The sequence below is a fragment of the Pedobacter psychrophilus genome (assembly GCF_001652725.1).
In the GTDB taxonomy this organism is placed as follows: Bacteria; Bacteroidota; Bacteroidia; order Sphingobacteriales; family Sphingobacteriaceae; genus Pseudopedobacter; species Pseudopedobacter psychrophilus.
The window spans coordinates 196,071-219,569 of sequence record NZ_LWHJ01000031.1; the positions used below are offsets into that span (position 1 = coordinate 196,071).

Genomic DNA, 23,499 nt, shown 5'->3' on the forward strand with positions numbered 1-23,499 from the left:
TAAATTAAAAATTTAATTAGCTTTGCCCTCTTGAATTTTTAAATCAGAATTACACAAATCAATTAAACTAAAAATGCAAAACAAAGGAATTATCAAGTTTGCAGCAATTGTATTAACACTTCTATGTTTATATGCGCTTTCTTTTACTTTCGTTACCAACAAGGTCGAAAATGATGCCAAAGAATTCGCTAAAGGTGATCCAATTAAAGAGAAAAGATACTTAGATTCTATCTCTAACCAACCGGTTTATCCATTGTTTAACCATACTTTTCAGTATTGTAAACAAAAAGAAATTCCTTTAGGACTAGATTTAAAAGGCGGTATGAACGTAACCATGGAGATTGAATTATCTCAATTGGTAAGAAGTTTGGCCAACAATCCTTCTGATGCTACTTTTAATCAAGCATTGCGTAATGCAGAAGCTAGATTAGCAACAAGCCAAGAAGGTTTAATCTCTCTTTTTGTTTCAGAATATGAAAAATTAAGTCCAAGTGGCAAACTTTCTATCTTCTTTGCAACTAAAGAAAACGCTACAGATCTTAAATTGAATGCTTCTAATAATGAAGTTAAGTCATTTTTAGATAAACAAGCAACTTCAGCAGTAGAAAGATCTTATAACATTTTAAGAACTCGTATAGATAAGTTTGGGGTTACACAACCAAATATCCAATTACAAGATGGTTCTAACCGTATTTTAGTAGAACTTCCTGGTGTTACAGAAAAAGAACGTGTTCGTAAATTACTTTCTGGATCTGCTAAATTGGAGTTTTACGAAACTTTTGATAACCAGGAGATCTTCCCAATATTGCAAAATATCAATAATATATTAGCAGCAAAATTACCTAAAACAGCTACTAAGCCAACACTTAGCGCTACTGATTCAACTGCAAAAGCAGCTAATGACAAACCTGCTTTATTAAATGCTAAAAGAGATACAACTGGTAAAGATTCTTTAAAAAGCGATGCATTGGCAAAAACCAATCCTTTATTCGCTGTTTTATCTCCAGCTACTTTTCAAGGTCAAGACGGACAACAAAGTTTACGCCCTGGTCCAACAGTAGGTTATGCTCAAGAATTAGATACTGCCAAAATCAACTCTATTTTTAACGAAGAAGATGTTAAGACACTTTTGCCTTCAAATTTAAAATTACTTTGGAGCGTAAAATCTATGTCTGCAGATTCTAAAGTATTTGAACTTTTCGGAATTAAAGCAACGGGTGCAAACGGAGAACCAGCATTAGCAGGTGATGTAATTTCTAATGCTCGTGAAGATTTTGACCAACGTGGTAATCCAGAAGTGGTTATGGTAATGAAATCTGATGGTGCAAGAGAATGGAAAAGAATAACATTAGCAGCAGCAGGTAATCAGCAAAGTGAAGATGATAACAAATCAATCGCAATTGTTTTAGATAATTCTGTTTACACAGCTCCGAGAGTTTCAGGAGAGATTCCGAATGGTATATCTTCTATATCAGGTAACTTTACTGTAGATGAAACAAAAGATTTAGCCAATATATTAAAAGCAGGTAAACTTCCAGCTCCAGCTAAAATTGTACAGGAAGCAATAGTAGGCCCATCATTAGGCGCTGCGGCAATCAGTTCTGGATTAACATCTGCCGTGGTAGGTTTAATTGTAGTTTTGGTTTTCATGATGTTCTATTACAATAGAGCAGGTACGGTAGCTAATATTGCAGTATTTACCAACGTGTTTTTCTTAATGGGTGTATTGGCATCATTAGGTGCGGTTTTAACGCTTCCAGGTATCGCAGGTATCGTGTTAACATTAGGTATGGCTGTTGATGCTAACGTATTAATTTACGAACGTGTGCGAGAAGAATTAAATTTAGGTAAATCTTTAAGATTAGCTATTTCTGATGGTTACAAACATGCAATGCCATCCATTTTAGATAGTCAGGTAACTACATTAATTACTGGTATTATCCTTTACGTATTTGGTTCTGGCCCGATACAAGGTTTTGCCACTACTTTAATTATAGGTATTGTTACTTCATTGTTCTCAGCCATCTTAATTTCAAGATTGATCTTTGAATGGATGTTGAAAAAGGAAATGCCGATTAAATTTGGTAATCCTTGGAGCAATCATACTTTCAAAAATGCTAATTACAATTTTGTAGGAAAACGTAAAATTTTCTATGCCATTTCAGGCTTATTTATAACGTTAGGTATCATTTCAATCATCGTTAGAGGATTTAGTTTAGGGGTTGATTTTAAAGGTGGTAGAACTTATGTAGTTAAATTTGAAAAATCAGTAAATACGGAAGAAGTTAGGGATGCACTTAATACTGCATTTGGTGTAGCAACTGAAGTTAAAACTTTTGGAAGCGATGATCAAATAAGATTAACTACCCCTTACATGATTGATAACCAAGCAGATAATGCTGATCAATTGGTAGAAACTAAATTAAAAGAAGGCTTAGCTAAAATATCATCTAATAAATCAAATATTGAAAGCTCGCAAAAAGTTGGACCTACCATTGCAAATGATATTAAAATATCGGCAATTTATGCAGTTGGTCTTTCTATATTGGCAATTGCTTTATACATCTTCGTAAGATTTAGAAAATGGTCTTACAGTGCAGGTGCTCTAGTAGCCTTGGTACATGATGTTTTATTGGTACTTTCTTTCTTCTCATTATTTAACGGAATATTACCATTTTCTTTAGATATAGATCAAGCATTTATAGCAGCAATATTAACGGTAATTGGTTATTCTATTAACGATACTGTAGTTGTTTTTGATAGGATTAGAGAATTCTTAGGACAACATCATGCTAAAACAGATAAAATGTCGGTTGTGATTAATGATGCGATCAATAGTACTTTAAGTCGTACTGTAATTACTGCCTTAACGGTAATATTTGTATTGGCTGTCTTATTCTTATTTGGTGGTGAGGTAATTAGAGGTTTCTCTTTCGCATTATTAATTGGAGTAATATTTGGTACTTACTCTTCTATCTGCGTGGCCTCGCCTGTAGTTGTTGATTTTATTAAAGATGATAAAGAAGGTAAAAACTAATAATTAACATAAAATTTAAAAGACCGTCTCGAACTAAAAGCGAGACGGTCTTTTTTTTAGCTTTCATTTTAATTTGACTTAATTTTTTAATTTTAGGATATGGAGAATAAATTTAATATAAAAGAGATCTTATCTGTAACCATGATCTTGTTTGCTATTATCGATATTTTGGGTTCCATCCCTATTATTATCGGTTTACGACAAAAAGCTGGTGGTCACATTCAATCTGAAAAAGCAACATTGGTTTCATTAGCACTAATGATCATATTTCTTTTTTTGGGAGAAGGTTTGTTGGCTATCATTGGTTTAGATATTTCATCATTTGCAATTGCAGGTTCAATAGTAATTTTTATCATTGCCATGGAAATGGTTTTAGGTATCAATTTTTTTAAAGAAGAAATCCCCGCGGCTGTCTCTATTGTACCTTTGGCTTTCCCTTTAATTGCTGGTGCAGGCACAATGACAACCTTATTATCCTTAAAGGCTGAATATAACACAGTGAATATTTTATGTGGTATAATTATTAATTTATTGTTCGTTTATTTGGTATTAAAAAATTCATTAAGGATAGAAAAACTGTTTGGGCCGACAGGTCTACACATATTAAGAAAGGCATTTGGAATTATTCTTTTAGCTATTGCGATAAAAATGTTTAGAAACAATACCGGACTTTAATATAAAATCTATACTTTAGTCTCAATAAACCTTATCATTTGTTTATAAGCATGTTTTTGTGGATATTTTTTTTCTTAAATACCTAAAAATCGTTTGTTTATAAAAAAAAGTTAAATATCTTCGTTTTGAATATTAACAAAAATTAAATCTTATAACATGGACAAATTTAAAGAATTAAAGGAATTGATCTCTTCAGCTGAAGCAGATGCAACAGCGTTTTTTGACAAAGGAAATAAAGCAGCTGGAACTAGATTGCGTAATGCTATGCAACAATCTAAAGTTTTAGCTCAAGATATTCGTAATGAGGTAACTGCTAAGAAAAACGGTTAATCATTTTTATCAAATTATGAAAGCCTAAATGGAAACCCCATTTAGGCTTTTTGCATTAAAAGAAATTTCTCTAAAACAACTCAAGATTATTGGTTATTTATTCTTCCATATTATTAAGAATAATCTCTAATACAATTATCAAATTAAATAGAAAGAGTGGATTTGATAATAGTAAGTCCAAATTTTGATCAACCATATTAATAATTACATCCCTCCTATTAGTTATATCGTTAGCTAAAATCAATTTTACATTTGTGTTATAAAAATTAATCCTGTAGTTAAATTATGGTATGATTTTTCCTGTAAATAAACTGTGCTAATAAATTATTAATAGCAAGCATAAATTTTAAGATAATGAAAAAAGCAAACATTGGTATTACCGATAAAAACAGGGAGCACATTGCCGAACAATTAAATAAAATTTTAGCAGATGAGTTTATCCTTTATTCAAAAACATTAAATGCTCATTGGAATATAACGGGACCTGATTTTCATACCGTTCATGTTTATTTAGAAGAGTTATATAATGATCAACAAATTATTGTAGATAACGTTGCAGAAAAAATACGTTCTGTAGGTCATTATGCCATAGGCGATTTAAGTCAATTTATTAAGTTCAGCCATCTATCAGAAAAGTTAAATGGAAAGTTTGATAGCCAAAATCTTTTTAAAGAACTTTTAGAAGATCATGAAAGCATCATCATCTTTTTAAGAGAAAACATTAAACCGATTGCAGAAAAGTTTGGAGCAGAAGGTATCAGCGATTATTTAACAGGCTTAATGGAGCAACATGAGAAAACTGCCTGGATGCTCAGGTCTCATTTAGGTTAAAAAAACATATAGCTATGAAGAGCAAATTGAAAACATCAATTTGCTCTTCTCATTTAATAATACTTATGATAAACTATGTAATTTTTATCATACATATTTTTAGAAACCCATTCAATTTATAACTTAGATTAAAATAATAACTATGTCTAAATCATTGTATCTAATCATACTTCCATTCATATTTGGATTAAGTGTTAATGCACAAACATTAACCAAGCCTTCTAACATTCAAAATGCATTCTCAAAACAAACTAGAAGTGAAAATGGTAAACCCGGTAAAAATTATTGGCAAAACCGTGGGCGATATGATATTTCCATCAATGTTAATCCTCCAAATAAAACCGTTGCAGGTAAAGAAGAAATAACCTATTTTAATAATAGTCCAGATAAATTGGATAGCTTAAACATGAAGCTAATTGTTAATGTTCACCGTAGAGGAAGAAATGGAGTGGAAAATCCAGATTTGGGAATTACTGTAGATCAAATAAAAGTAAATGGTAAAATAGCATCATGGAATAATGAAATGGCAACTACAACTAATTATATGTTTCCGTTAGCTAAAACCTTAATGCCCCATGATTCTGTAAAACTTTCCATTGATTGGCATTATCAACTTTCTTCTGGCAGAGGAAGAGATGGCGCTATAGATTCTACTACATTTTTCTTAGCCTATTTTTACCCTCGTGTCTCTGTTTACGATGATTATAAAGGTTGGGACAAACAACCTCATTTGGGTTCATTAGAGTTTTATAATGATTTCAATGATTACTCTTTAAATGTGACTGTACCAAAAAACTTTATAGTTTGGGCGACTGGAGATTTAAAAAATCCAACAGATGTGCTTGAGCAAGAGTTTGCAAATAAATTAGAAACATCTTTAAGCAGTGATTCAGTTATAAATATAGTTACCCAAAAAGATTTAGATACAAAAACAATTACAAATCAAAATAATACCAATACCTGGGTTTTCAAGGCAAATAATATCAGCGATGTTACTACGGCAATTAGCAATCATTATGTATGGGATGCAAGTAGCGTAATTGTTGATGAAGCAAAAAAACGTAGGGCAAGTGTACAAGCAGCATTCCCAGATAGTTCTGCCGACTTTCATTTATCAGTAAGAAACAGCCGATACGCTTTGGGATGGTATTCTAAAAACTGGCCAGGAGTAGCGTATCCTTTTTCTAAGAGCACTGCCGTACAAGGATTTGCAGATATGGAATATCCAATGATGGTTAATGATAGCCATGAAACAGATTTAACTTTGCTCAATTGGTTCAAGATCATGAACAAGCACATACCTATTTTCCTTTTTATATGGGCATTAATGAAAGTTATTATGCATTTATGGATGAAGGCTGGGCTACAACTTTAGAATATTTAATCGGCATTTCTGAAAATGGTAAAAAAGCTGCCGACGAATTTTACAAAAATTTTAGGGTGAAGCGATGGATCAATGGACCTCACACCAATGAAAACCCAATTATAACTCCATCTCCAGACGTGAAATTTGGTGCTGGAAATAACTCTTATGGTAAACCTTCCTTAAGCTATTTAGCTTTAAAAGACATGTTAGGCGATGATTTGTTTAAAAAAGCATTACACACTTACATGAATAATTGGAACGGAAAACATCCAATTCCTTGGGATTATTTTAATTCGATGAAAAGCGGTTCTGGTAAAAACCTTGATTGGTTTTTTTACAACTGGTTTTACACCCCTAACTATATCGATTTAGATTTAAACAAAGTGGTTCAAAAAACAAAAGATACCCAAGAGCTATATATCAATAATATTGGTGGTTTTGCAGTTCCTTTTGATGTATTAGTTACTCATATTGATGGAAGTGTAAACACCTACCATCAAACTCCTGCTATCTGGGAGAAAAACCAGAAGCAAATTGTTTTAACCATAAGAACTGGAACTGAAATTATGAGCATTGCAATTGATGGTGGTATTTTTATGGATGCAGATTTGAAGAACAATAACTGGATTGCTAATTAGAATTAAATCATTTTAAACCATAATTATTTTTATCCAGTTTCGCTATTTAAACTGGTTGAATAAAATAAGACAATGAAGAAAATTCTAATCATCATACTGCTTTTAGGTTTTACGTATAATGCCTTTTCTCAAAAGAGCGAGGATAATATTAAAGTCACTAAAATAGCAGAAAGCACTCAAAGTTGGAATGGAGATACGCTTCCCGCTTATCCAAATGGTCAACCAAAAATTACCATTTTAAAAATTGTGATACCGCCACATCAAAAACTAGATTTGCATAAACATTTAGTGATTAATGCTGGCGTTTTAATCACGGGAGTTCTTACTGTAATTGATGATAAAAATAATGTGTTGGAATTGAAAGCTGGCGATAGCATTATAGAATTGGTAAACAAGTATCATTATGGAGAAAACAAAGGAGATATACCCGCCGAGATAATGGTGTTTTATGCTGGTGTTGTAGGAACTGAAATCACTGTAAAAAAATAGCCATCAGTTTTTAATTTGATGGCTAAAATTATAATCGTAATGGGTATTAGCTTTTTGCTGATACCCATTTTTTTGCTTCCTCTATTTCCGACAATTTAAAACCCTTACTTTCACCCGGGCTCAAAACTGAAAACATATCGCTAAATTTTTCTACCATTTTTTCATCAGTGGCAACTGCAATCTTATTCCATTTTGTTAAGTTTTGCACTCCAGCCTTTAAATCTTGTAGCCAAGCTCCACCACTCCAGTTTTTAACATCAGTTTTTAAAACCAGCAGATAGTTGATTTCATCGTAATTTTCTACTTGCAATTTTAAGGCAGGAATAATCACATCTGCAACTTGGTCTGCGTCAACTTCACCAGAAGCTTCAATACCAACAACATGAGCTGGTAAATTTTCTATAATCGTTAACATATCCTAATTTTTTTTGTATTTAATTGATTGATAAAAGCATCAAGATTGTTTTATCAAATTTCATACCTTTGCGCCCAAATGATTTCAATAAACGACTTAACTTTTTTAATAGGCTCTAGGGCTTTATATGATGAGGCCAATTGGCACATTAAACCAGGAGAAAAAATAGGATTAATCGGTGCAAATGGTACTGGTAAATCTACACTCCTAAAAATCATCGTTGGCGAATACCAACCTTCTATGGGTACGGTTTCTATGGCTAAAGATTTAAAAATTGGCTATTTAAATCAGGATTTACTTTCTTACGATTCTCATCATAGTATTCTTCACGTTGCCATGGAGGCTTTTGAACGTCAAAATCAGTTACATGATGAAATTGAGGTTTTACTAAAAAAAATTGAGACCGATTATTCTGAAGAAGTTTTAAATAAACTAAGTGATAAACAATTAGAGTTTGAAGCTTTAGATGGTTATAGCATAGAATATAGGGCAAATGAGATTTTAGCTGGTTTAGGATTTTCATCTGAAGACCAACATCGCCCCTTAAATACCTTTTCTGGAGGTTGGCGTATGCGAGTAATGTTGGCGAAAATCTTGTTACAAACTCCTGATATCTTATTGTTGGATGAGCCAACCAACCACATGGATTTACCGTCCATTAAATGGTTAGAAACCTATTTAAATGGTTTTGATGGTGCCATTGTTATCGTTTCTCACGATAGGTATTTTTTGGATAGGATTGTAAATAGGATTGTAGAATCACGTAAAGGAAATCTGACTATTTATTCTGGCAATTACACTTTCTATTTAGAAGAAAAAGCTTTAAGAGGAGAGATTCAAAAAGGAGAATTTAAAAATCAACAAGCTAAAATTAAGCAGGAAGAGCGTTTGATTGAACGTTTTAGGGCAAAAGCATCTAAAGCAAAAATGGCGCAATCCAGGATGAAAGCCTTGGATAAAATGGAACGTGTGGAGGATGTTGATGATGAAAACCCAACGGTTAATTTTAGATTTAAATTTTCTAAACCTTCTGGTCGACATGTAATCAGGATTGAGAACGCATATAAAAGTTATCCAAACATCGATATTTTAAATAATGCTGATGGTGTTATTGAAAAAGGAGATAAAATTGCATTGATTGGGGCAAATGGCAAAGGTAAATCTACCTTATTAAGGATGATTGCCAATACCGAAACCTATAAAGGAACTTGTGAAACTGGTCATAATGTGACTACCACCTTTTTTGCCCAGCATCAATTAGAAAGTTTGCATCTAGATAATTCGATTTTAGAAGAACTACAAGCTTTTGCACCAAAGCATAGTGATACAGAAATCCGTTCTATTTTAGGATGTTTTTTATTTACTGGTGATGATGTTTTTAAGAAAATAAGGGTGCTTTCTGGTGGGGAAAAATCAAGGGTTGCCTTGGCAAAATCATTAACAACAGATTCTAATTTCTTGATTTTAGATGAGCCAACCAATCACTTGGATATTCAATCTGTAAATATCTTAATTCAGGCTTTACAACAATATGAAGGTACATTAATTGCCGTTTCTCACGATAGATATTTCTTGGATAATGTGGCCAATAAAATATGGTTTATAGAAGGTCAAGACATTCAAGAATATCCTGGTACTTATCAGGAATATGAAGAATGGCAATCAAAAAGAGAAAAAACTGGCGACCAAGGTGGGATAAAACCTGCAAAAGCTGAAAAACCTAAAAAAGTTGAACTTAAGCCTTCCGATTTAGAAGAAAAGAAAAAACAACTGAAAAAATTGAATCAATCTTTGCAAACTTTAGAGGATGAGATTGCCGAAAAGGAAAAAACGGTAAAAGATTTAGAAACTGAAATCGCCAAAGAAGAAGTTTACAGTAATCCCAAAAAACTTGCAGAAACCAACGAGCAATATGCTAAAGCAAAAGAAAGCTTAGGAGCTGCTCAATTACATTGGGAACAATTAGCTGATGAGATAATGGTGCTTGAAAATTAGTTCATTTGTCATTGGTTGAATTAGTTGATTAGGACTTTTAGGATTAATTTTTATCTTGATACTAGTTACTCGTTACTAAAGGCTCAATACTCATTACTCAAATCTCAATACCAATAAGAAACAAAATCATCAGCTTGACGTTAATTTTCTTTAACTAAAATTTAAGCATCTTGGTAAAAAATAAAAAGTGGTTCACTCAAAAAATATTGGGATTATCTATTGATTTTAAACTTAGTTTATTCTCGATCGCTCTATTATTTATTTCAACTTCCTGTTTAGCTCAAAAAAAAACTAAAAAAGAACGGATTCAAAGAATACAAGTGGCATCGGTACAAGCCATTTTTGATGATATAAATTATATTTCTGAAATTAAAAGTGTTCAGTTTTATAACGATAGAAAAGATCAATCTTTCCCGATTTTAAATTTAGGTACACCAGAAAGATTAAGGTTTAAGTTTGACGATTTACGTGGCGGAAGCAGAAATTTATACTATAGCGTAACACATTGCGACGCCAATTGGAAACCTTCTGCTATTTCTAGTTTAGATTATGTAGAAAGCTTTAGCGAAGATAGAGTAAATGATTATCGCTTTTCTTTTAACACTTTCCAAAAATATACCCATTACGAAATTACGCTTCCCAATCTAAATGTTATCCCAAAATTATCTGGCAATTACCTTTTAAAGGTTTATGAAGATGGAGATCAAACTAGACTTTTAATTACCAGGCGTTTTTATATTTTGGCTCAAAAAGTTTCTTTACAAGCGGAAATTGCTCCTTCTAGTCAGGTTTCTTTAAGGGACAAAAATCAAAAAATCAATTTTAGTATTTTTCATCCAGGGTTAAATATCCAAAATCCCTATCAAGAAATTACGGCCGTAGTAATGCAAAACGGACGCTCAAATGTTGCTCAAAGTACCCAAAGACCTTTATTTATCAGAAACAATCAATTAGTTTTTACTGATAACAGTACATTTGATTTTGCGGGTGGTAATGAGTTTAGAAGATTTGACACCCGTAGTTTCAGGTTCAAATCTGAAGGCGTTTATGAAAATATTAAAGATTCGATTTATACTGTAAATCTATTTGCAGATGTAAGCAAGAATATTCCAAATTATTCTTTTCAGTATGATGAAAATGGTAATTTCTTCATTTTAAATCAAGATGGAAATACCCCAGATTATGATGCTGATTATGGAAATATTAATTTTGCCTTAAAGGCACAAGCACCAGATGATAAAGGTTTTGCTTATGTGGTAGGGAAGTTTAATGCTTATCAAAAAAATTCTCTAAACCAAATGGTTTATGACCCAATTCAGAAAACCTTTAATCTAAGTATACCTCTAAAGCAAGGAGTAGTAGATTACCATTATATTTGGGCAGATGAAAATGGAAAAACTATTGATGAAAACGCATTTGATGGAACTTTTTATCAGACAGAAAACGATTATCAAATTTTAATTTATTACCGCCCACCGGGTGGTAGGTTTGACGAACTAATTGCTTTTACAGAATTAAATACAGTAAAATACCCAAGAAACTTTTAACAGTTAATTTAGGATTGAATTTTGAATACTTGAATGAAATAAAATAAATATGAGAGAGAAACATCCACAGGGATCATATATTACCATGAATGAATTGGTTTTGCCCAATGACACCAATACTTTACATAATTTAATGGGCGGTAGATTATTGCATTGGATGGATATTGCAGCAGCAATTTCTGCACAAAAACATTGTAATAACATTGTGGTAACTGCTTCTGTTGATAACGTTTCTTTTTCTCATCCTATAAAATTAGGAGATGTGGTAACCATTCATGCTAAAGTTTCAAGGGCTTTTAATACATCTGTTGAGGTTCGCCTTGATGTTTGGGCAGAGAATATTCCATCAGGACATAAAGTAAAATCCAATGAGGCTTACTACACTTTTGTTGCTGTTGATGATGATTCTAAAACCGTTCCTGTACCTGCAATCATTCCTCAAACAGAAGAAGAAAAAGAATTATTTAATGGTGCTTTACGTCGCAGGCAATTAAGATTAATTTTAGGAGGAAAAATGAAGCCTGACGATGCTACAGAATTGAAGGCTTTATTTACGGCAGTAAAACAGTAAAATTTATTTTAATGGATTACGCACAAACGCTTTCCTATCTATATGCAAAACTACCAATGTTTACAAGAGTGGGTGCTGCAGCATTAAAAAACGATTTAAGTAATACCATTAAATTTTGTGAACATTTAGATCATCCTGAAAAAAAGTTCAAATCTGTACATATTGCAGGCACCAACGGAAAAGGTTCTACATCGCATATTTTAGCGGCAATTCTGCAAGAAGCTGGTTACAAAACTGGTTTATACACCTCTCCTCATTTAAAAGATTTTAGAGAAAGAATTAAAATAAATGGTGAAATGATTTCTGAACCGGAAGTCGTTGATTTTGTAGAAGCAAACAAAACTTTTATCGAAGAGGTTTCACCTTCTTTTTTTGAGGCTACTGTTGGTCTCGCATTTCAACATTTTGCTAAACATAAAGTTGATATTGCCATTATTGAGGTGGGTTTAGGGGGTCGATTAGATTCTACAAATGTGATCAGTCCAGAAGTTTCTGTCATCACAAATATCAGTATGGACCATATGGATATTTTAGGCGATACTTTACAAAAAATCGCATCCGAAAAAGCAGGAATCATTAAAATCAATACCCCAGTTATTATCGGTGAATATCAAGAAGAAATTAAACAGATTTTTATCGATAAAGCAAAAGAACAAAACGCAGAACTCACTTTTGCAGCTAACGAATGGTGTTTTAACGATAGCAAAATTGTAAACGGTAAAAGAGAAATTGAAATCCATGGTAAAGAAAAAAGCTATCAAATTGCTTTAGACCTTACCGGAACCTATCAAATCAAAAACATTAAAACGGTTTTAAGTACAATAAATCAGCTTAAGCAGAAAGGTTTTGAAATAGATGACGACGTTTTAATATCGGCTTTAAGCGAAGTGAAAAAACTGACAGGCTTAATGGGTCGTTGGCAAACATTATCAGAAAATCCCCTGGTAATTTGCGATACCGGACACAATGAAGATGGTATTAAAGAGGTTCTTAACAACATTAACCAAACCAAATTTGACCATTTACATTTTGTAATTGGAATGGTGAAGGATAAGGATATTTCTAAAATATTGAGTTTTTTACCTACCGATGCCACCTATTATTTTTGTGCGCCAAAATTAGAAAGGGCAAAACCTGCAGATCAATTAAAAGAAGAAGCTTCAGAATTTAATTTAAATGGTTTGGCTTACGCCGATGTTAATACCGCAATAAAAGCCGCAAAAATTAATGCAAAACCTGATGATTTAATATTCATCGGCGGAAGCACTTTTGTGGTAGCTGAGGCTTTATAATTTCAATTATTATGAAATCTGAAAAAGAAAAAATGTTGGCTGGCGAACTTTATTCGGCCATGGACCCTGAATTAGTTAAAGAAAGAAGAAATGCGAAACGTTTACTTCGACAATTGAATATTACCGAATATTTGGTAACCAAACCTGCAAAAGATATTATCAAAGAGTTGATTCCTAATACTGGTAAAAACTTTTATATAGAACCTCCTTTTCATTGCGATTACGGCTATAATATCCACTGTGGCGATAATGTATATTTCAATGTGAACTGTGTGGTTTTAGATACCATGAAAATTAATATTGGTTCTAACGTATTTTTTGCTCCAGGCGTTCAAATTTATGCAGCTTCTCATCCAGAAGATAAAGAAACAAGAAAAACATTGGAGTTTTCAAAACCAGTTTCTATTGGTGATGATTGTTGGATTGGAGGAAATGCCATTATTTTACCCGGAGTAAGCATTGGAAAAAATTGCATTATTGGTGCCGGAAGTGTGGTAACAAAAGATATTTCTGATAACAGTATGGCTGTTGGAAACCCTGCGAAAGTGATTAAGAATTTGCTGTAGGTGTTTAGTGGGTAAATTGTTAGTTGTTAGGTTGTAAGTTGCTATTTTGGTTTTTGGTTTGGGAAAGTTAACTAATTCCTAACAAACTAAATCCTAGCCCACAAACAAACTAATATTAAATAAATTTGTAGTTTTATTCGATGAGAATTATTTTATACTTCTTCTTAATTATTGGTGCTTTAAATTTAAAGGCTCAAAATAAAATAGTCGTTCCAGATTCTTTAGATAGGGATAGCATCAGTTATGCGGGTTTTCCTGTTACAGTTTATAACAAAAACCTATTTTATATAAAAAACAGCCTTGGTCCTTTAACTGCGCAAGAAAGAGCAAGGCTTGCTACAGAAAAAATAGAAGAATTAGAAAAAGACTTAGCAACAAAAACCGATTCAATCTTACTTGACACTACCGGTGGAAATGCTAATATTATTTATAACAATATCATATTGGTTTCTATCACAGAAGCTGATGCAAAGGCTAATCAGTCCACTGTAAATCAATTAGCTAATAATTATCAAAAAGCCATTGTTAACATCATTAGTAAATATAGAAATGAAAATAATATAGTTGAAATTGCTAAACGTGTTGGTTTTGGATTGTTGATTATTCTTTTACTGGTCCTCATCATATTTTACTTAAATAGATATATCAATAGGTTTAAGGAATGGTTGAGCAATAATTTAACCAATAAAATAGACGGAATTAAAATCAGGAATTACGAACTGTTATCTCAAGAAAGTCAGTTGATTTTTTTAAGAAGAACTGTTAACGTGGTTAAATATTTTGTCATTATCATCATAATTTATTTAACACTTCCCATAATTTTTCGTCTTTTTCCATGGACAAAAGCCTGGAGTGATGCGCTTATCAATTTTATACTAGACCCGCTAAAAAGTATACTTTCATCCATAATTAATTTCATACCCAACCTAATAAGTATCATCGTAATTGTGATGTTTTTTAGATATATAATCAAAGGTTTGGGTTATTTAGCAGGCGAAATTGCTATAGGAAAATTAAAACTAAATGGTTTTTATCCAGATTGGGCATCACCTACTTTTAAAATAGTAAAATTTGTACTCTATGCCTTTATGGTGGTAGTTATTTGGCCTAAAATACCAGGATCAGATTCTGATGTTTTCAAAGGAGTATCCGTTTTTTTAGGTTTATTAGTTTCTTTTGGTTCTTCATCTGCAATTGGTAATATGGTTGCAGGCTTAGTAATTACCTATATGCGTCCGTTTATATTACAAGACAGAGTTAAGATTGGTGATGTAACTGGCGATGTGGTAGAAAAATCTTTATTAGTAACTCGTTTAAGAACGATTAAAAATGAAATTGTTACCATTCCAAATTCGGCTATATTAAGCGGAAACACCATCAATTACACCGTTATGGCTAAAAAAGAAGGCTGTATTTTACATACTACAGTAACCATTGGATATGATGAGCCTTGGCGTAAAATTCATGATTTATTGATTAATGCTGCATTAGCATGCGAAGGAATAGATATAAAAAGAAAGCCTTTTGTTTTACAAACGAGTTTAGAAGATTGGTATGTTGCCTATCAGATAAATGCGTATACCAAACGACCAGAAAAATCTGCTGTAATCTACTCTAATCTTCACGCCAATATCCAAGATAAATTTAATGAGGCTGGTGTAGAAATTATGAGTTCTCATTATCAAACACTTAGAGATGGAAATAAAACTACCATTCCTGCTGATTATCTTGCTGATGATTATGAAACCCCAGGCTTTGTTGTAGAAAAAGATAAGAAGGAAAATAAGAAATAGGTTTTAAATATTACGGTTTGTTCAAAAAATATATTGATGGTTATTTTTTTTAATGGTTAATGATAAACCAAAGTGATTTTAAATCAATTTATGATGAATACAATAAATTGGTTTTTAACCTCGCCCTCTCCTATTGCCAAAATAAAGACGACGCTCAAGATATTACCCAGGAAGTATTTGTAAAAATTTATCAAAAACATCGTCAATTCAATCCCGAATTATCTTCTCTTAAAACCTGGATTTACAGGTTAACTATCAACCAAAGCTTAGATTTCCTTAAATCAAAAAAAACAGCTAAAAGATTCGGTTTTATTATCAGCATTTTTAAAGACGAATCAGAAGATCAAGAAATTCAAGTCACAGACTTTAATCACCCTGGAATTTTATTAGAACATAAGGAAGAGTTACAAATTCTATTTTCTAATATTAATCGTTTACCTCCAAATCAAAAAACTGCCCTCATTTTAAACAAGATAGAAAGTCGCTCACAAAAAGAAGTTGCCGAAATTATGCAACTATCAGTTAAGGCTGTAGAATCATTAATTACAAGAGCGAAAATAAATCTTCAAAAAAAAATTAATTAGCGAAGGATTTAAAAATTAACATCGTATAAACTATCATGAACATAGAAGAGAAATTAAATTTGTTGAGCAAAATAGAACAAGTAGATGCTCCTCCTTTCATGTTTACCAGAATTCAACAGAAAATTAATGAAGCTAAAACACAAGAAATTCCTGCTTATTTTAAATGGAGTTTTGGATTTGTAGCGATTATGATTATAACTTTAAATATTACAGCAATAAAAGTTCAAAAAACGGATAGTAAATCAGGTTTAGATAAAGTGGCAACAGAAATGCAATTGAAAAACAATAATAATTTTTATAATGAGTAAGTTAAAATTATTGACAATAGCCGTTATTGGACTTTTAATCCTTAATTTTTCTGTTTTGGGATTCTTATTTCTTCATCAACCACCACACCCAGAAAGAAGAGATGATGTTGGAAATGGTCCTAAAAATATCATCATCCAAAAATTAAACTTTGATGAAAAGCAAATAGCAGATTACCAAATATTAATTGATGAGCACCAAACTAAATTGAAAAGTTTGAGAGATCAGGTTAGAGATACAAAACAATTGCTTTACAAACAGCTCAACACCAATAACATAACATATAGCAATGAGCTAGAAAATAAACTTGGTATTTTACAAACGGAAATAGAGCAAACTCATTATCAACATTTTTTGCAGATTAAAAAACTTTGTAAACCAAATCAATTAAAAAATTATCAAGAATTAACCCAAGAACTATCACAACTTTTTAATCAAAACCAACCACCTAAATAAATTATGATGCGCAAATTATTCATTATTCCGATTTCACTTATAGCTATATTCTTGATAGGATTTAGCTGTAAAAAAGAAGCTTCAGCAAGCTCAACCAATACAGCTACAGTGCCTTCCATTTATAGTAAGATTTATGGAGCAAGCAGCATAACATCTGATGGCACTTATGTTTATATCAAAACAAGCGGTTTGCCAGATCATAAGTCTCCTTATTATGCCACTTCAAATAGTTTGTATGAAAATTTTACCGGAACAACTTTCGGTGGAAATACTTTCAAAAAAAACCCAAATAGTATTTCTTCACAAAATTACACTTTCAAAATTCCAATAAATCCGCAAGTATCGAGTAATCATGCAGCTACTCCATTAGGTGCAATTGGTGTTTCTTTAAATGGTGTGCCATTTTTTAACCAATATGCAGGTCCAAATCAGCCCTTAACTAATGAAATAGTAAGTTTTGATCAATATTACGGACACCCACAAATGTCTGGTCAATACCATTACCACGTTGAGCCAATTTATTTAACAACAATTAAAGCCACAAAATCTGCTTTATTAGGCTTTTTATTAGATGGTTTTCCAGTTTATGGACCAGAAGAAAATGGGGCAAAAGTTTCAAATTCATCTTTAGATGCCTATCATGGGCATACTACTGTAACAGCTGATTATCCAAACGGAATATACCATTATCACATTACAGATGCAGATCCTTACATAAATGGAAGCGGTTTTTATGGTACGGCAGGTACAGTTTCTAATTAATTTTATTCCTCTCTTTCTGATTTTGGGTTGTGAAAGCCAGAATCAGAAGATAGTATTAAACGAGATAAAAAACAGCAGTGAAGCTGGTTTCCATAGCGTAAATGGTTTGATGTTTAAAAATAATCAACCTTACACAGGATATATTTTTTCCTTCTATGCTCAAACTAATGATACTCTAGAAGTTACAGGTTATTATTTAGGCAAAGAACATGGAAACTGGAGAAAATATAGTGTGAATGGAACTAAAACAGAAAGTCGTTTTTTTGTAAACGGATTCAAAGAAGGTGAACTAAAAGCTTGGTGGCCAGATGGAAGAAAAAAACTGCACTATCATTTCCAAAATAATGAGTATGAAGGGAATTATAAAGAATGGAACTACCAGGGTCAGCTTACGTTGAATCTTAATTACCATAAAGGTTATGAAGAAGGTGTTGAACAAATGTTTTATGATGATGGTAAGGTAAGGGCAAATTACATCATCAAAAACGGAAGAAGATTTGGTTTATTAGGGACAAAAAATTGCACCAATGTATCGGACAGTATTTTTAAAAATTAGCTTCATTTGTTTTCTTTTTTCTTTTTTGGCTTGTGCCGATATTGATAAAACGGAAAAGCTGCCTTACTATAACAAACCTGATTTTACGCCTCTATTTTTAAAAACCACTGAAGAAGTAAATCTAAAAGTAACACATCAAATTGCCGATTTTTCTTGTGTTGATCAGTATGGAAAAACCATTACCCAACAAGACATCAATGGAAAAATACATATAGCCAGCTTCATTTTTACAAGTTGTGGTAGCATTTGCCCAACCATTACTAAAAACATGAAATTACTGCAAAACGAGTTTAAGAATGATCATAATTTAGTGATGTTATCTTACAGCGTAACACCTTGGATTGATGATGTAGAAAGATTAAAAATTTATGCCCAAGTCAATAAAATTGATGCTCCTAATTGGCATTTACTCACAGGTAAAAAAGCTGAAATTTATAAATTAGCCCGTCAATCTTATTTTGCAGAAGAAGATTTAGGTTTCACCAAAGACAGTACTCAATTTCTGCATACTGAGCATATTTTATTGGTTGATAAAAATAAAAGAATTCGAGGTATTTATAACGGAACTTTAGAATTAGAAGCTCAGCAGTTAGTTAAAGACATTAAAGCTTTAGAAAAAGAATAATAAAAGCTCAGAATTTAAAAAATTCTGAGCTTTAAATCTTTAATTATATTATTCTTTATCCAAAAATGGATAACGATAATCAATTGGAGGATTAAAAGTTTCTTTGATTGTATGTGGAGAAACCCAACGTAAAAGATTGATCATTGCTCCAGCTTTATCATTAGTTCCGGAACCTCTAGCGCCTCTAGCTGTTCGACATGTTCCGCAGGGCATGTCGAACTTTAAATAAAAAGGATTTGTAATCCTCAATTCCCACTTGTAATTCAATTTAAAAAAGCCAATATTTATCCATGGCTTTCGCTTACAGAATATACGACCAGAAAGGAGTTTATTTCATCAACTGTACTGTAAACCAGTGGTTTATGTGTTTACAAGGAAGGATTTATGCTGTTCGACATGTTCCGAAAGGCATGTCGAACTTTAAATAAAAAGGATTTGCAATCCTCAATTCCCATTTGTAATTCAACTTAAAAAAGCCAATATTTATCCATGGCTTTCGCTTACAGAATATACGACCAGAAAGGAATTTATTTCATCACCTGTACTGTAAACCAGTGGGTTGATGTGTTTACACGAAAAGATTATATAGATATTTTATTAGAAAGTTTGATTTACTGCCAAAAACACAAAGGGTTAAAAATATTCTCATGGGTGGTAATGACTAATCATATCCATCTGATCATAGGCACTAATAAAGATAATCTCAGTGACATCATTAGAGACTTTAAAAAATATACATCTACTAAAATCACTTTAGCCATTACAAATAATCAAAAGGAAAGTAGAAAAAATTGGATGCTATGGCTCTTAAAAAAAGAAGATTATATTTTATTTTGGCAAGAAGGATATCATGGAGAAGAAATCACCAGTCTGGATTTTTTCAATACAAAGCAAGATTATATTCATCTCAACCCTGTTAGAGCAGGTTTGGTTGAGAAAGAGGAAGAATATTTATATAGTAGTTGTGGTCAGCTATATGGAATAAGAAATAGTATGCTGGAACTTACCAGTTTTGTTTAGCGGATTGCAAATCCACATTATTCAAAGTTCGACATGCCCTGCGGAACATGTCGAACAGCTTTTGGAAATAAAAGGATTCGAGGTATATACAACGGAACTTTAGAATTAGAAGCTCAGCAATTAGTTAAAGACATTAAAACTTTAGAAAAAGAATAATAAAAGCTCAGAATTTTAAAAAATTCTGAGCTTTAAATCTTTAATTATATTACTCTTTATCCAAAAATGGATAACGATAATCAATCGGAGGATTAAAAGTTTCTTTGATTGTACGTGGAGAAACCCAACGTAAAAGATTGATCATTGCTCCTGCTTTATCATTAGTTCCAGAACCTCTAGCGCCACCAAATGGTTGCTGACCAACAACTGCTCCTGTACATTTATCGTTGATATAAAAATTACCCGCACAGTTTTTTAGTTTATCTGAAGCTAATTCTATCGCATAGCGATCCTGAGAAAAAATTGCTCCAGTTAAAGCATAAGGCGAAGTTTCGTCAATCAGTGTTAAAGTTTTCTCAAAATCTTTATCCTCATAAACATAAATGGTTAAAACTGGTCCAAATAATTCTTCGCACATGGTGGTATATTTTGGATCATTGGCTACAATAATGGTTGGCTCTATAAAATAACCTACCGATTTATCATAATTACCACCGCAAATGATTTCTACATTTTTATCAGCTTTAGCTTGATCAATATATTTAGCTAGTTTATCAAATGATTTCTCATCGATAACGGCATTGATAAAATTCCCAAAATCTTCAGTTGGTCCCATTTTAAAAGAAGCAATATCTTTCAACATCATTTCTTTCATTTGTGGCCAAAGAGATTTAGCAATGTAGCTACGAGATGCAGCAGAGCATTTTTGTCCTTGATATTCAAAAGCACCTCTCACAATTCCGGTTGATGCGGCTTTCCAATCTGCAGATGGATGAACAAGGATAAAATCTTTACCACCAGTTTCACCAACTATTCTTGGGTAGCTTTTATATTTATGGATGTTGGTTCCAATTGTTTTCCAAATGTGCTGAAAAACAGCTGTAGAACCCGTAAAATGTATTCCCGCAAAATCAGGATGGTTAAAAATAACTTCCCCAACTTCTGGCCCATCGGCATAAATCAAGTTGATAACGCCATCAGGAACACCAGCTTCCTTAAAAATTTTCATGATTACATTAGCAGCATAAACTTGCGTATCGGCGGGTTTCCAAACCACCACATTGCCCATTAAGGCACAAGAAGCAGGTAAATTTCCAGCTATAGCTGTGAAATTAAAAGGAGTTAAAGCAAATATAAATCCTTCTAAAGGGCGTTGTTCTAATCTATTCCAAACTCCGCTTGGTGAAACTGGCGGTTGTTGCGCATAAATATCTGCTAAATAGCTCACGTTAAACCGCAAGAAATCTATAAACTCGCAAGCTGCATCAATCTCTGCTTGAAAAGCATTTTTTGACTGACCTAACATGGTTGCTGCATTTAATTCGTACCTATATTTTGTGGCAACTAAATCCGCAGCTTTTAAAAATATGGCTGCTCTGTGCTCCCATCCCAAATTTTCCCAATTTGCTTTTGCCGCTAAAGCAGCATCAATAGCTTGTTTAACATGACTTTTATCACCATAATTAAAACATCCTAAAACATGTTTATGATCATGTGGAGGACGCAATGCGACTTTATTTTTTGTAGTAATTTCCTCACTACCAATATACATTGGGATATCAATCTCTTTATTTCTTGCTTCCACTAAAGCGTCTTTTAATAAAGCTCTTTCTTTGGTATTAGGGGCATAACTATAAATTGGTTCGTTGGTTGGTGTTGGAACCTTAAAAAATCCTTTAAGCATAATCTTGAATTTTGGTAAAAGTTAAAGATAAGAATTTTGGTTTTAAACCTCCATTACCTTTCCTATTTTGACAAACATTAAATCATTGTAAATAGAATGTTATATAAGTGATTAACCCAAAATTTATAAACTCCTTGTTTTATATTTACACATAAAATTTATAATATGAAATTGAAATATATTTTTCCTGTTGCTACTATTATATTCGCTTTTACTTTGATTTCTTGGGGAGTTGTTGCTCATAGAAGCATTGGCAAAATTGCTGAAAACCATCTATCTATAAAAGCCAAGGCAACCGTTAAATTTTTGTTAGGAACAGAAGAAATGCCTTTAACAAGTACTTTTGCAGATGAAATTAGAAGTGATAACGCTTTTAGATATACTGCCCCATGGCATTACATTAATCTCCCTCAAGGATTAAACTATAAAGAATTTGTTTTAGCATTAAAAGCAGACACTTCAGAAAATGTATATAGTGCCTTATTAAAAATGCAAAAGGAAGTTAAAAATCCTAACAATACTAAAGACAAAAGAACATTTGCATTAAAAATGATAATCCATTTAGTTGGAGATTTACACCAACCAATGCATGTGAGCAGAGAAGAAGACCAAGGTGGAAATAAAATAAAAGTTAAATTTCAGGGTAAAGAATCTAATTTACATTCTCTTTGGGACAGTGGTATTATAGATTACAACGGAAAAACTTATACCGAAATGGCGACCGCTTTAGATAACGTAAATGAAACAAAAATTAAGGAATGGCAGAACGATGATGTTTCAAAATGGTTATTTGAATCTTACCAAATTTCTTCTCAACTTTATAAAGAAGTAGAAGAAAACTCAAATTTAAACTATACCTATTATCCAAAACATTCTGAAATCTATAAAGAAAGAATTCAAAAAGCAGGGATTAGACTTGCAGGATTATTAAATACTTTGTTTAAATAAAAATATTTAAGCGATTGAATAATTGCTAGTTACCTAATCTTTTCATAAACTAAAAAGTGTTGTATTGGTAAAAATTCTTCTCTTTTATAAAGCTTAAATCCATTGGCTTCCATTTCCTTATTAACTTGTTTCACACTCATTTTGTGCAACGGTTTGATGGCAATTTCTGGATCTTCTTCCCTATATTCTAACAATAAAATTTTTCCATTGGCTTTTAAAGCTTTGGCTAATGCCGATAACATTTCTTGTGGGTAAGCTAATTCATGATAAACATCAACCATTATAGCTAAATCAATTGAATTTGCCGGAAGATTAGGATTTTGTTCTGTTCCTTTTATCACCTCCACATTTTTAAAGACTTTTTCTTGTTGATTCTTTTTTAATAGCGTGATAAAATCATCCTGAATTTCAACGGCATAAACCTTCCCTTCCTTTACTTTTTGTGCAATTTTAAAACTATAATATCCACTGCCTGCACCAATATCTGCAACTACACTTTTATTATTTATGGGTAATTTATCCATAGCAAGAGTTGTATTTTCTTCCTCGTTTCTATTATTGCGTTCCAACCAACTTGCTCCAGAAGCATCCATGACATAAGAAATCTCTCTTCCCTGGTAAATTTTACCTGTGCCATCTCTACTTGGAGTTCTATATTTGTAAATAGTATCAGTTTGATTTTTAGTTTTTTGTTTGTTGGTTTGCGTACAACCAATTTGGCTTATTAATAAGCTTAGAGCCAATAGTGTGTAATTTTTCATGGTTTTAGAATTCTTCTGTTAAATTAATACTAAAAAAAGGAAAATGTTTTATTAGGCTTGTAGATAGTTATTGTAATACCTTTTATTTCTTAATTT

26 protein-coding genes are annotated in these 23,499 nt (G+C 32.2%); 22 read left to right on the forward strand and 4 right to left on the reverse strand.

Annotation, left to right across the window (positions count from 1 at the left end; translation table 11 throughout):
• The first annotated feature begins 73 nt into the window (after nt 1–73).
• From secDF to A5893_RS16220, 7 genes are all read left to right on the forward strand, one after another.
• Nucleotides 74–3,037 carry a protein translocase subunit SecDF gene (gene secDF, locus A5893_RS16195; RefSeq protein ID WP_068823634.1) on the forward strand — a complete coding sequence of 988 codons (2,964 nt, stop codon included), beginning with the start codon at nt 74–76 and terminating at the stop codon, nt 3,035–3,037.
• A gap of 99 nt (nt 3,038–3,136) precedes the next feature.
• Nucleotides 3,137–3,712, forward strand: coding sequence for a MarC family protein (locus tag A5893_RS16200; protein WP_068823635.1), 576 nt, complete (start codon nt 3,137–3,139; stop codon nt 3,710–3,712).
• Between the two features lie 156 nt (nt 3,713–3,868).
• Entirely contained in the window at nt 3,869–4,042 is a 174-nt protein-coding gene (locus tag A5893_RS16205) for a histone H1 (RefSeq protein WP_068823636.1), read from the forward strand.
• 354 nt (nt 4,043–4,396) lie between these two features.
• On the forward strand, nt 4,397–4,873 hold the full coding sequence (locus tag A5893_RS16210) for a Dps family protein (RefSeq protein ID WP_068823637.1): 477 nt from the start codon (nt 4,397–4,399) through the stop codon (nt 4,871–4,873).
• Nucleotides 4,874–5,015: 142 nt separating this feature from the next.
• Nucleotides 5,016–6,248 (forward strand): gluzincin family metallopeptidase, encoded by a 1,233-nt coding sequence (locus A5893_RS16215; protein WP_232456878.1) that lies wholly within the window; start codon nt 5,016–5,018, stop codon nt 6,246–6,248.
• Nucleotides 6,191–6,877, forward strand: a complete 687-nt coding sequence (locus A5893_RS18135) for a M1 family aminopeptidase (RefSeq protein ID WP_232456879.1) — start codon at nt 6,191–6,193, stop codon at nt 6,875–6,877. Before A5893_RS16215 ends, A5893_RS18135 begins: the two co-directional genes overlap by 58 nt.
• 72 nt (nt 6,878–6,949) lie before the next feature.
• Nucleotides 6,950–7,366, forward strand: coding sequence for a cupin domain-containing protein (locus tag A5893_RS16220; protein ID WP_068823638.1), 417 nt, complete (start codon nt 6,950–6,952; stop codon nt 7,364–7,366).
• A 46-nt stretch (nt 7,367–7,412) separates the two neighbouring features.
• Here the strand turns inward: A5893_RS16220 and A5893_RS16225 are convergent, their stop codons facing one another.
• Complete coding sequence (locus tag A5893_RS16225; RefSeq protein WP_068823639.1) at nt 7,413–7,781, reverse strand: SpoIIAA family protein; 369 nt, start codon at nt 7,779–7,781, stop codon at nt 7,413–7,415.
• A gap of 78 nt (nt 7,782–7,859) precedes the next feature.
• Between A5893_RS16225 and A5893_RS16230 the strand changes: the two genes are divergently transcribed.
• The 12 genes from A5893_RS16230 to A5893_RS16285 all read left to right on the forward strand — a co-directional run bounded on the left by A5893_RS16230 (nt 7,860) and on the right by A5893_RS16285 (nt 18,834).
• Nucleotides 7,860–9,776 carry an ABC-F family ATP-binding cassette domain-containing protein gene (locus A5893_RS16230; protein WP_068823640.1) on the forward strand — a complete coding sequence of 639 codons (1,917 nt, stop codon included), beginning with the start codon at nt 7,860–7,862 and terminating at the stop codon, nt 9,774–9,776.
• Nucleotides 9,777–10,096: 320 nt separating this feature from the next.
• A complete protein-coding gene (locus tag A5893_RS16235; protein WP_232456880.1) occupies nt 10,097–11,323 on the forward strand; it encodes a type IX secretion system plug protein in 1,227 nt (408 codons plus the stop codon).
• A 49-nt stretch (nt 11,324–11,372) separates the two neighbouring features.
• Nucleotides 11,373–11,894, forward strand: coding sequence for an acyl-CoA thioesterase (locus A5893_RS16240; RefSeq protein WP_068823641.1), 522 nt, complete (start codon nt 11,373–11,375; stop codon nt 11,892–11,894).
• 11 nt (nt 11,895–11,905) lie between these two features.
• A complete protein-coding gene (locus A5893_RS16245; RefSeq protein ID WP_068823642.1) occupies nt 11,906–13,186 on the forward strand; it encodes a bifunctional folylpolyglutamate synthase/dihydrofolate synthase in 1,281 nt (426 codons plus the stop codon).
• Nucleotides 13,187–13,197: 11 nt separating this feature from the next.
• On the forward strand, nt 13,198–13,752 hold the full coding sequence (locus A5893_RS16250; RefSeq protein ID WP_068823643.1) for a sugar O-acetyltransferase: 555 nt from the start codon (nt 13,198–13,200) through the stop codon (nt 13,750–13,752).
• 140 nt (nt 13,753–13,892) lie between these two features.
• Nucleotides 13,893–15,545 carry a mechanosensitive ion channel family protein gene (locus A5893_RS16255; RefSeq protein WP_068823644.1) on the forward strand — a complete coding sequence of 551 codons (1,653 nt, stop codon included), beginning with the start codon at nt 13,893–13,895 and terminating at the stop codon, nt 15,543–15,545.
• 59 nt (nt 15,546–15,604) lie between these two features.
• Nucleotides 15,605–16,129, forward strand: a complete 525-nt coding sequence (locus A5893_RS16260) for an RNA polymerase sigma factor (RefSeq protein WP_068823645.1) — start codon at nt 15,605–15,607, stop codon at nt 16,127–16,129.
• Between the two features lie 35 nt (nt 16,130–16,164).
• Nucleotides 16,165–16,437, forward strand: coding sequence for a hypothetical protein (locus tag A5893_RS16265; RefSeq protein WP_068823646.1), 273 nt, complete (start codon nt 16,165–16,167; stop codon nt 16,435–16,437).
• On the forward strand, nt 16,430–16,891 hold the full coding sequence (locus A5893_RS16270) for a hypothetical protein (protein WP_068823647.1): 462 nt from the start codon (nt 16,430–16,432) through the stop codon (nt 16,889–16,891). Before A5893_RS16265 ends, A5893_RS16270 begins: the two co-directional genes overlap by 8 nt.
• 3 nt (nt 16,892–16,894) lie before the next feature.
• Nucleotides 16,895–17,653, forward strand: a complete 759-nt coding sequence (locus A5893_RS16275; RefSeq protein ID WP_198342348.1) for a YHYH protein — start codon at nt 16,895–16,897, stop codon at nt 17,651–17,653.
• Nucleotides 17,625–18,209, forward strand: a complete 585-nt coding sequence (locus A5893_RS16280) for a toxin-antitoxin system YwqK family antitoxin (protein ID WP_068823731.1) — start codon at nt 17,625–17,627, stop codon at nt 18,207–18,209. Before A5893_RS16275 ends, A5893_RS16280 begins: the two co-directional genes overlap by 29 nt.
• Entirely contained in the window at nt 18,181–18,834 is a 654-nt protein-coding gene (locus A5893_RS16285) for an SCO family protein (protein ID WP_068823648.1), read from the forward strand. Before A5893_RS16280 ends, A5893_RS16285 begins: the two co-directional genes overlap by 29 nt.
• A 48-nt stretch (nt 18,835–18,882) precedes the next feature.
• On the opposite strand, the gene A5893_RS17740 is transcribed toward A5893_RS16285, so the two are convergent.
• Entirely contained in the window at nt 18,883–19,047 is a 165-nt protein-coding gene (locus A5893_RS17740; protein ID WP_157687584.1) for a hypothetical protein, read from the reverse strand.
• 276 nt (nt 19,048–19,323) lie between these two features.
• On the opposite strand from A5893_RS17740, the gene A5893_RS16290 reads away from it, so the two are divergent.
• Both A5893_RS16290 and A5893_RS18215 read left to right on the forward strand, forming a co-directional pair.
• Complete coding sequence (locus A5893_RS16290; RefSeq protein ID WP_068823649.1) at nt 19,324–19,854, forward strand: REP-associated tyrosine transposase; 531 nt, start codon at nt 19,324–19,326, stop codon at nt 19,852–19,854.
• A 33-nt stretch (nt 19,855–19,887) separates the two neighbouring features.
• On the forward strand, nt 19,888–20,010 hold the full coding sequence (locus tag A5893_RS18215; RefSeq protein WP_262497044.1) for a hypothetical protein: 123 nt from the start codon (nt 19,888–19,890) through the stop codon (nt 20,008–20,010).
• Between the two features lie 49 nt (nt 20,011–20,059).
• On the opposite strand, the gene pruA is transcribed toward A5893_RS18215, so the two are convergent.
• Nucleotides 20,060–21,694, reverse strand: a complete 1,635-nt coding sequence (gene pruA / locus A5893_RS16295; RefSeq protein WP_068823650.1) for an L-glutamate gamma-semialdehyde dehydrogenase — start codon at nt 21,692–21,694, stop codon at nt 20,060–20,062.
• 165 nt (nt 21,695–21,859) lie between these two features.
• Here pruA and A5893_RS16300 point away from each other — a divergent pair, with 165 nt between their 5' ends.
• Nucleotides 21,860–22,642, forward strand: coding sequence for a S1/P1 nuclease (locus A5893_RS16300; RefSeq protein ID WP_068823651.1), 783 nt, complete (start codon nt 21,860–21,862; stop codon nt 22,640–22,642).
• Nucleotides 22,643–22,671: 29 nt separating this feature from the next.
• On the opposite strand, the gene A5893_RS16305 is transcribed toward A5893_RS16300, so the two are convergent.
• On the reverse strand, nt 22,672–23,403 hold the full coding sequence (locus tag A5893_RS16305; protein WP_068823652.1) for a class I SAM-dependent methyltransferase: 732 nt from the start codon (nt 23,401–23,403) through the stop codon (nt 22,672–22,674).
• Between the last annotated feature and the right edge of the window lie 96 nt (nt 23,404–23,499).

Bases quoted from the DNA above. Each gene is read 5' to 3' on its own strand.
- A5893_RS16285 (WP_068823648.1), top strand. From the start codon at position 18,181: ATGTATCGGACAGTATTTTTAAAAATTAGCTTCATTTGTTTTCTTTTT.
- A5893_RS16300 (WP_068823651.1), top strand. From the start codon at position 21,860: ATGAAATTGAAATATATTTTTCCTGTTGCTACTATTATATTCGCTTTT.
- A5893_RS18215 (WP_262497044.1), top strand. From the start codon at position 19,888: ATGCCCTGCGGAACATGTCGAACAGCTTTTGGAAATAAAAGGATTCGA.
- A5893_RS16260 (WP_068823645.1), top strand. From the start codon at position 15,605: ATGATAAACCAAAGTGATTTTAAATCAATTTATGATGAATACAATAAA.
- A5893_RS16275 (WP_198342348.1), top strand. From the start codon at position 16,895: ATGATGCGCAAATTATTCATTATTCCGATTTCACTTATAGCTATATTC.
- pruA (WP_068823650.1), bottom strand. From the start codon at position 21,694: ATGCTTAAAGGATTTTTTAAGGTTCCAACACCAACCAACGAACCAATT.
- A5893_RS16215 (WP_232456878.1), top strand. From the start codon at position 5,016: ATGTCTAAATCATTGTATCTAATCATACTTCCATTCATATTTGGATTA.
- A5893_RS16210 (WP_068823637.1), top strand. From the start codon at position 4,397: ATGAAAAAAGCAAACATTGGTATTACCGATAAAAACAGGGAGCACATT.
- A5893_RS16200 (WP_068823635.1), top strand. From the start codon at position 3,137: ATGGAGAATAAATTTAATATAAAAGAGATCTTATCTGTAACCATGATC.
- A5893_RS16225 (WP_068823639.1), bottom strand. From the start codon at position 7,781: ATGTTAACGATTATAGAAAATTTACCAGCTCATGTTGTTGGTATTGAA.
- A5893_RS17740 (WP_157687584.1), bottom strand. From the start codon at position 19,047: ATGCCCTGCGGAACATGTCGAACAGCTAGAGGCGCTAGAGGTTCCGGA.
- A5893_RS16280 (WP_068823731.1), top strand. From the start codon at position 17,625: ATGGTACGGCAGGTACAGTTTCTAATTAATTTTATTCCTCTCTTTCTG.
- secDF (WP_068823634.1), top strand. From the start codon at position 74: ATGCAAAACAAAGGAATTATCAAGTTTGCAGCAATTGTATTAACACTT.
- A5893_RS16205 (WP_068823636.1), top strand. From the start codon at position 3,869: ATGGACAAATTTAAAGAATTAAAGGAATTGATCTCTTCAGCTGAAGCA.
- A5893_RS16255 (WP_068823644.1), top strand. From the start codon at position 13,893: ATGAGAATTATTTTATACTTCTTCTTAATTATTGGTGCTTTAAATTTA.
- A5893_RS16230 (WP_068823640.1), top strand. From the start codon at position 7,860: ATGATTTCAATAAACGACTTAACTTTTTTAATAGGCTCTAGGGCTTTA.
- A5893_RS16290 (WP_068823649.1), top strand. From the start codon at position 19,324: ATGGCTTTCGCTTACAGAATATACGACCAGAAAGGAATTTATTTCATC.
- A5893_RS16265 (WP_068823646.1), top strand. From the start codon at position 16,165: ATGAACATAGAAGAGAAATTAAATTTGTTGAGCAAAATAGAACAAGTA.
- A5893_RS16220 (WP_068823638.1), top strand. From the start codon at position 6,950: ATGAAGAAAATTCTAATCATCATACTGCTTTTAGGTTTTACGTATAAT.
- A5893_RS16240 (WP_068823641.1), top strand. From the start codon at position 11,373: ATGAGAGAGAAACATCCACAGGGATCATATATTACCATGAATGAATTG.
- A5893_RS16250 (WP_068823643.1), top strand. From the start codon at position 13,198: ATGAAATCTGAAAAAGAAAAAATGTTGGCTGGCGAACTTTATTCGGCC.
- A5893_RS16245 (WP_068823642.1), top strand. From the start codon at position 11,906: ATGGATTACGCACAAACGCTTTCCTATCTATATGCAAAACTACCAATG.
- A5893_RS16305 (WP_068823652.1), bottom strand. From the start codon at position 23,403: ATGAAAAATTACACACTATTGGCTCTAAGCTTATTAATAAGCCAAATT.
- A5893_RS16270 (WP_068823647.1), top strand. From the start codon at position 16,430: ATGAGTAAGTTAAAATTATTGACAATAGCCGTTATTGGACTTTTAATC.
- A5893_RS18135 (WP_232456879.1), top strand. From the start codon at position 6,191: ATGGGCATTAATGAAAGTTATTATGCATTTATGGATGAAGGCTGGGCT.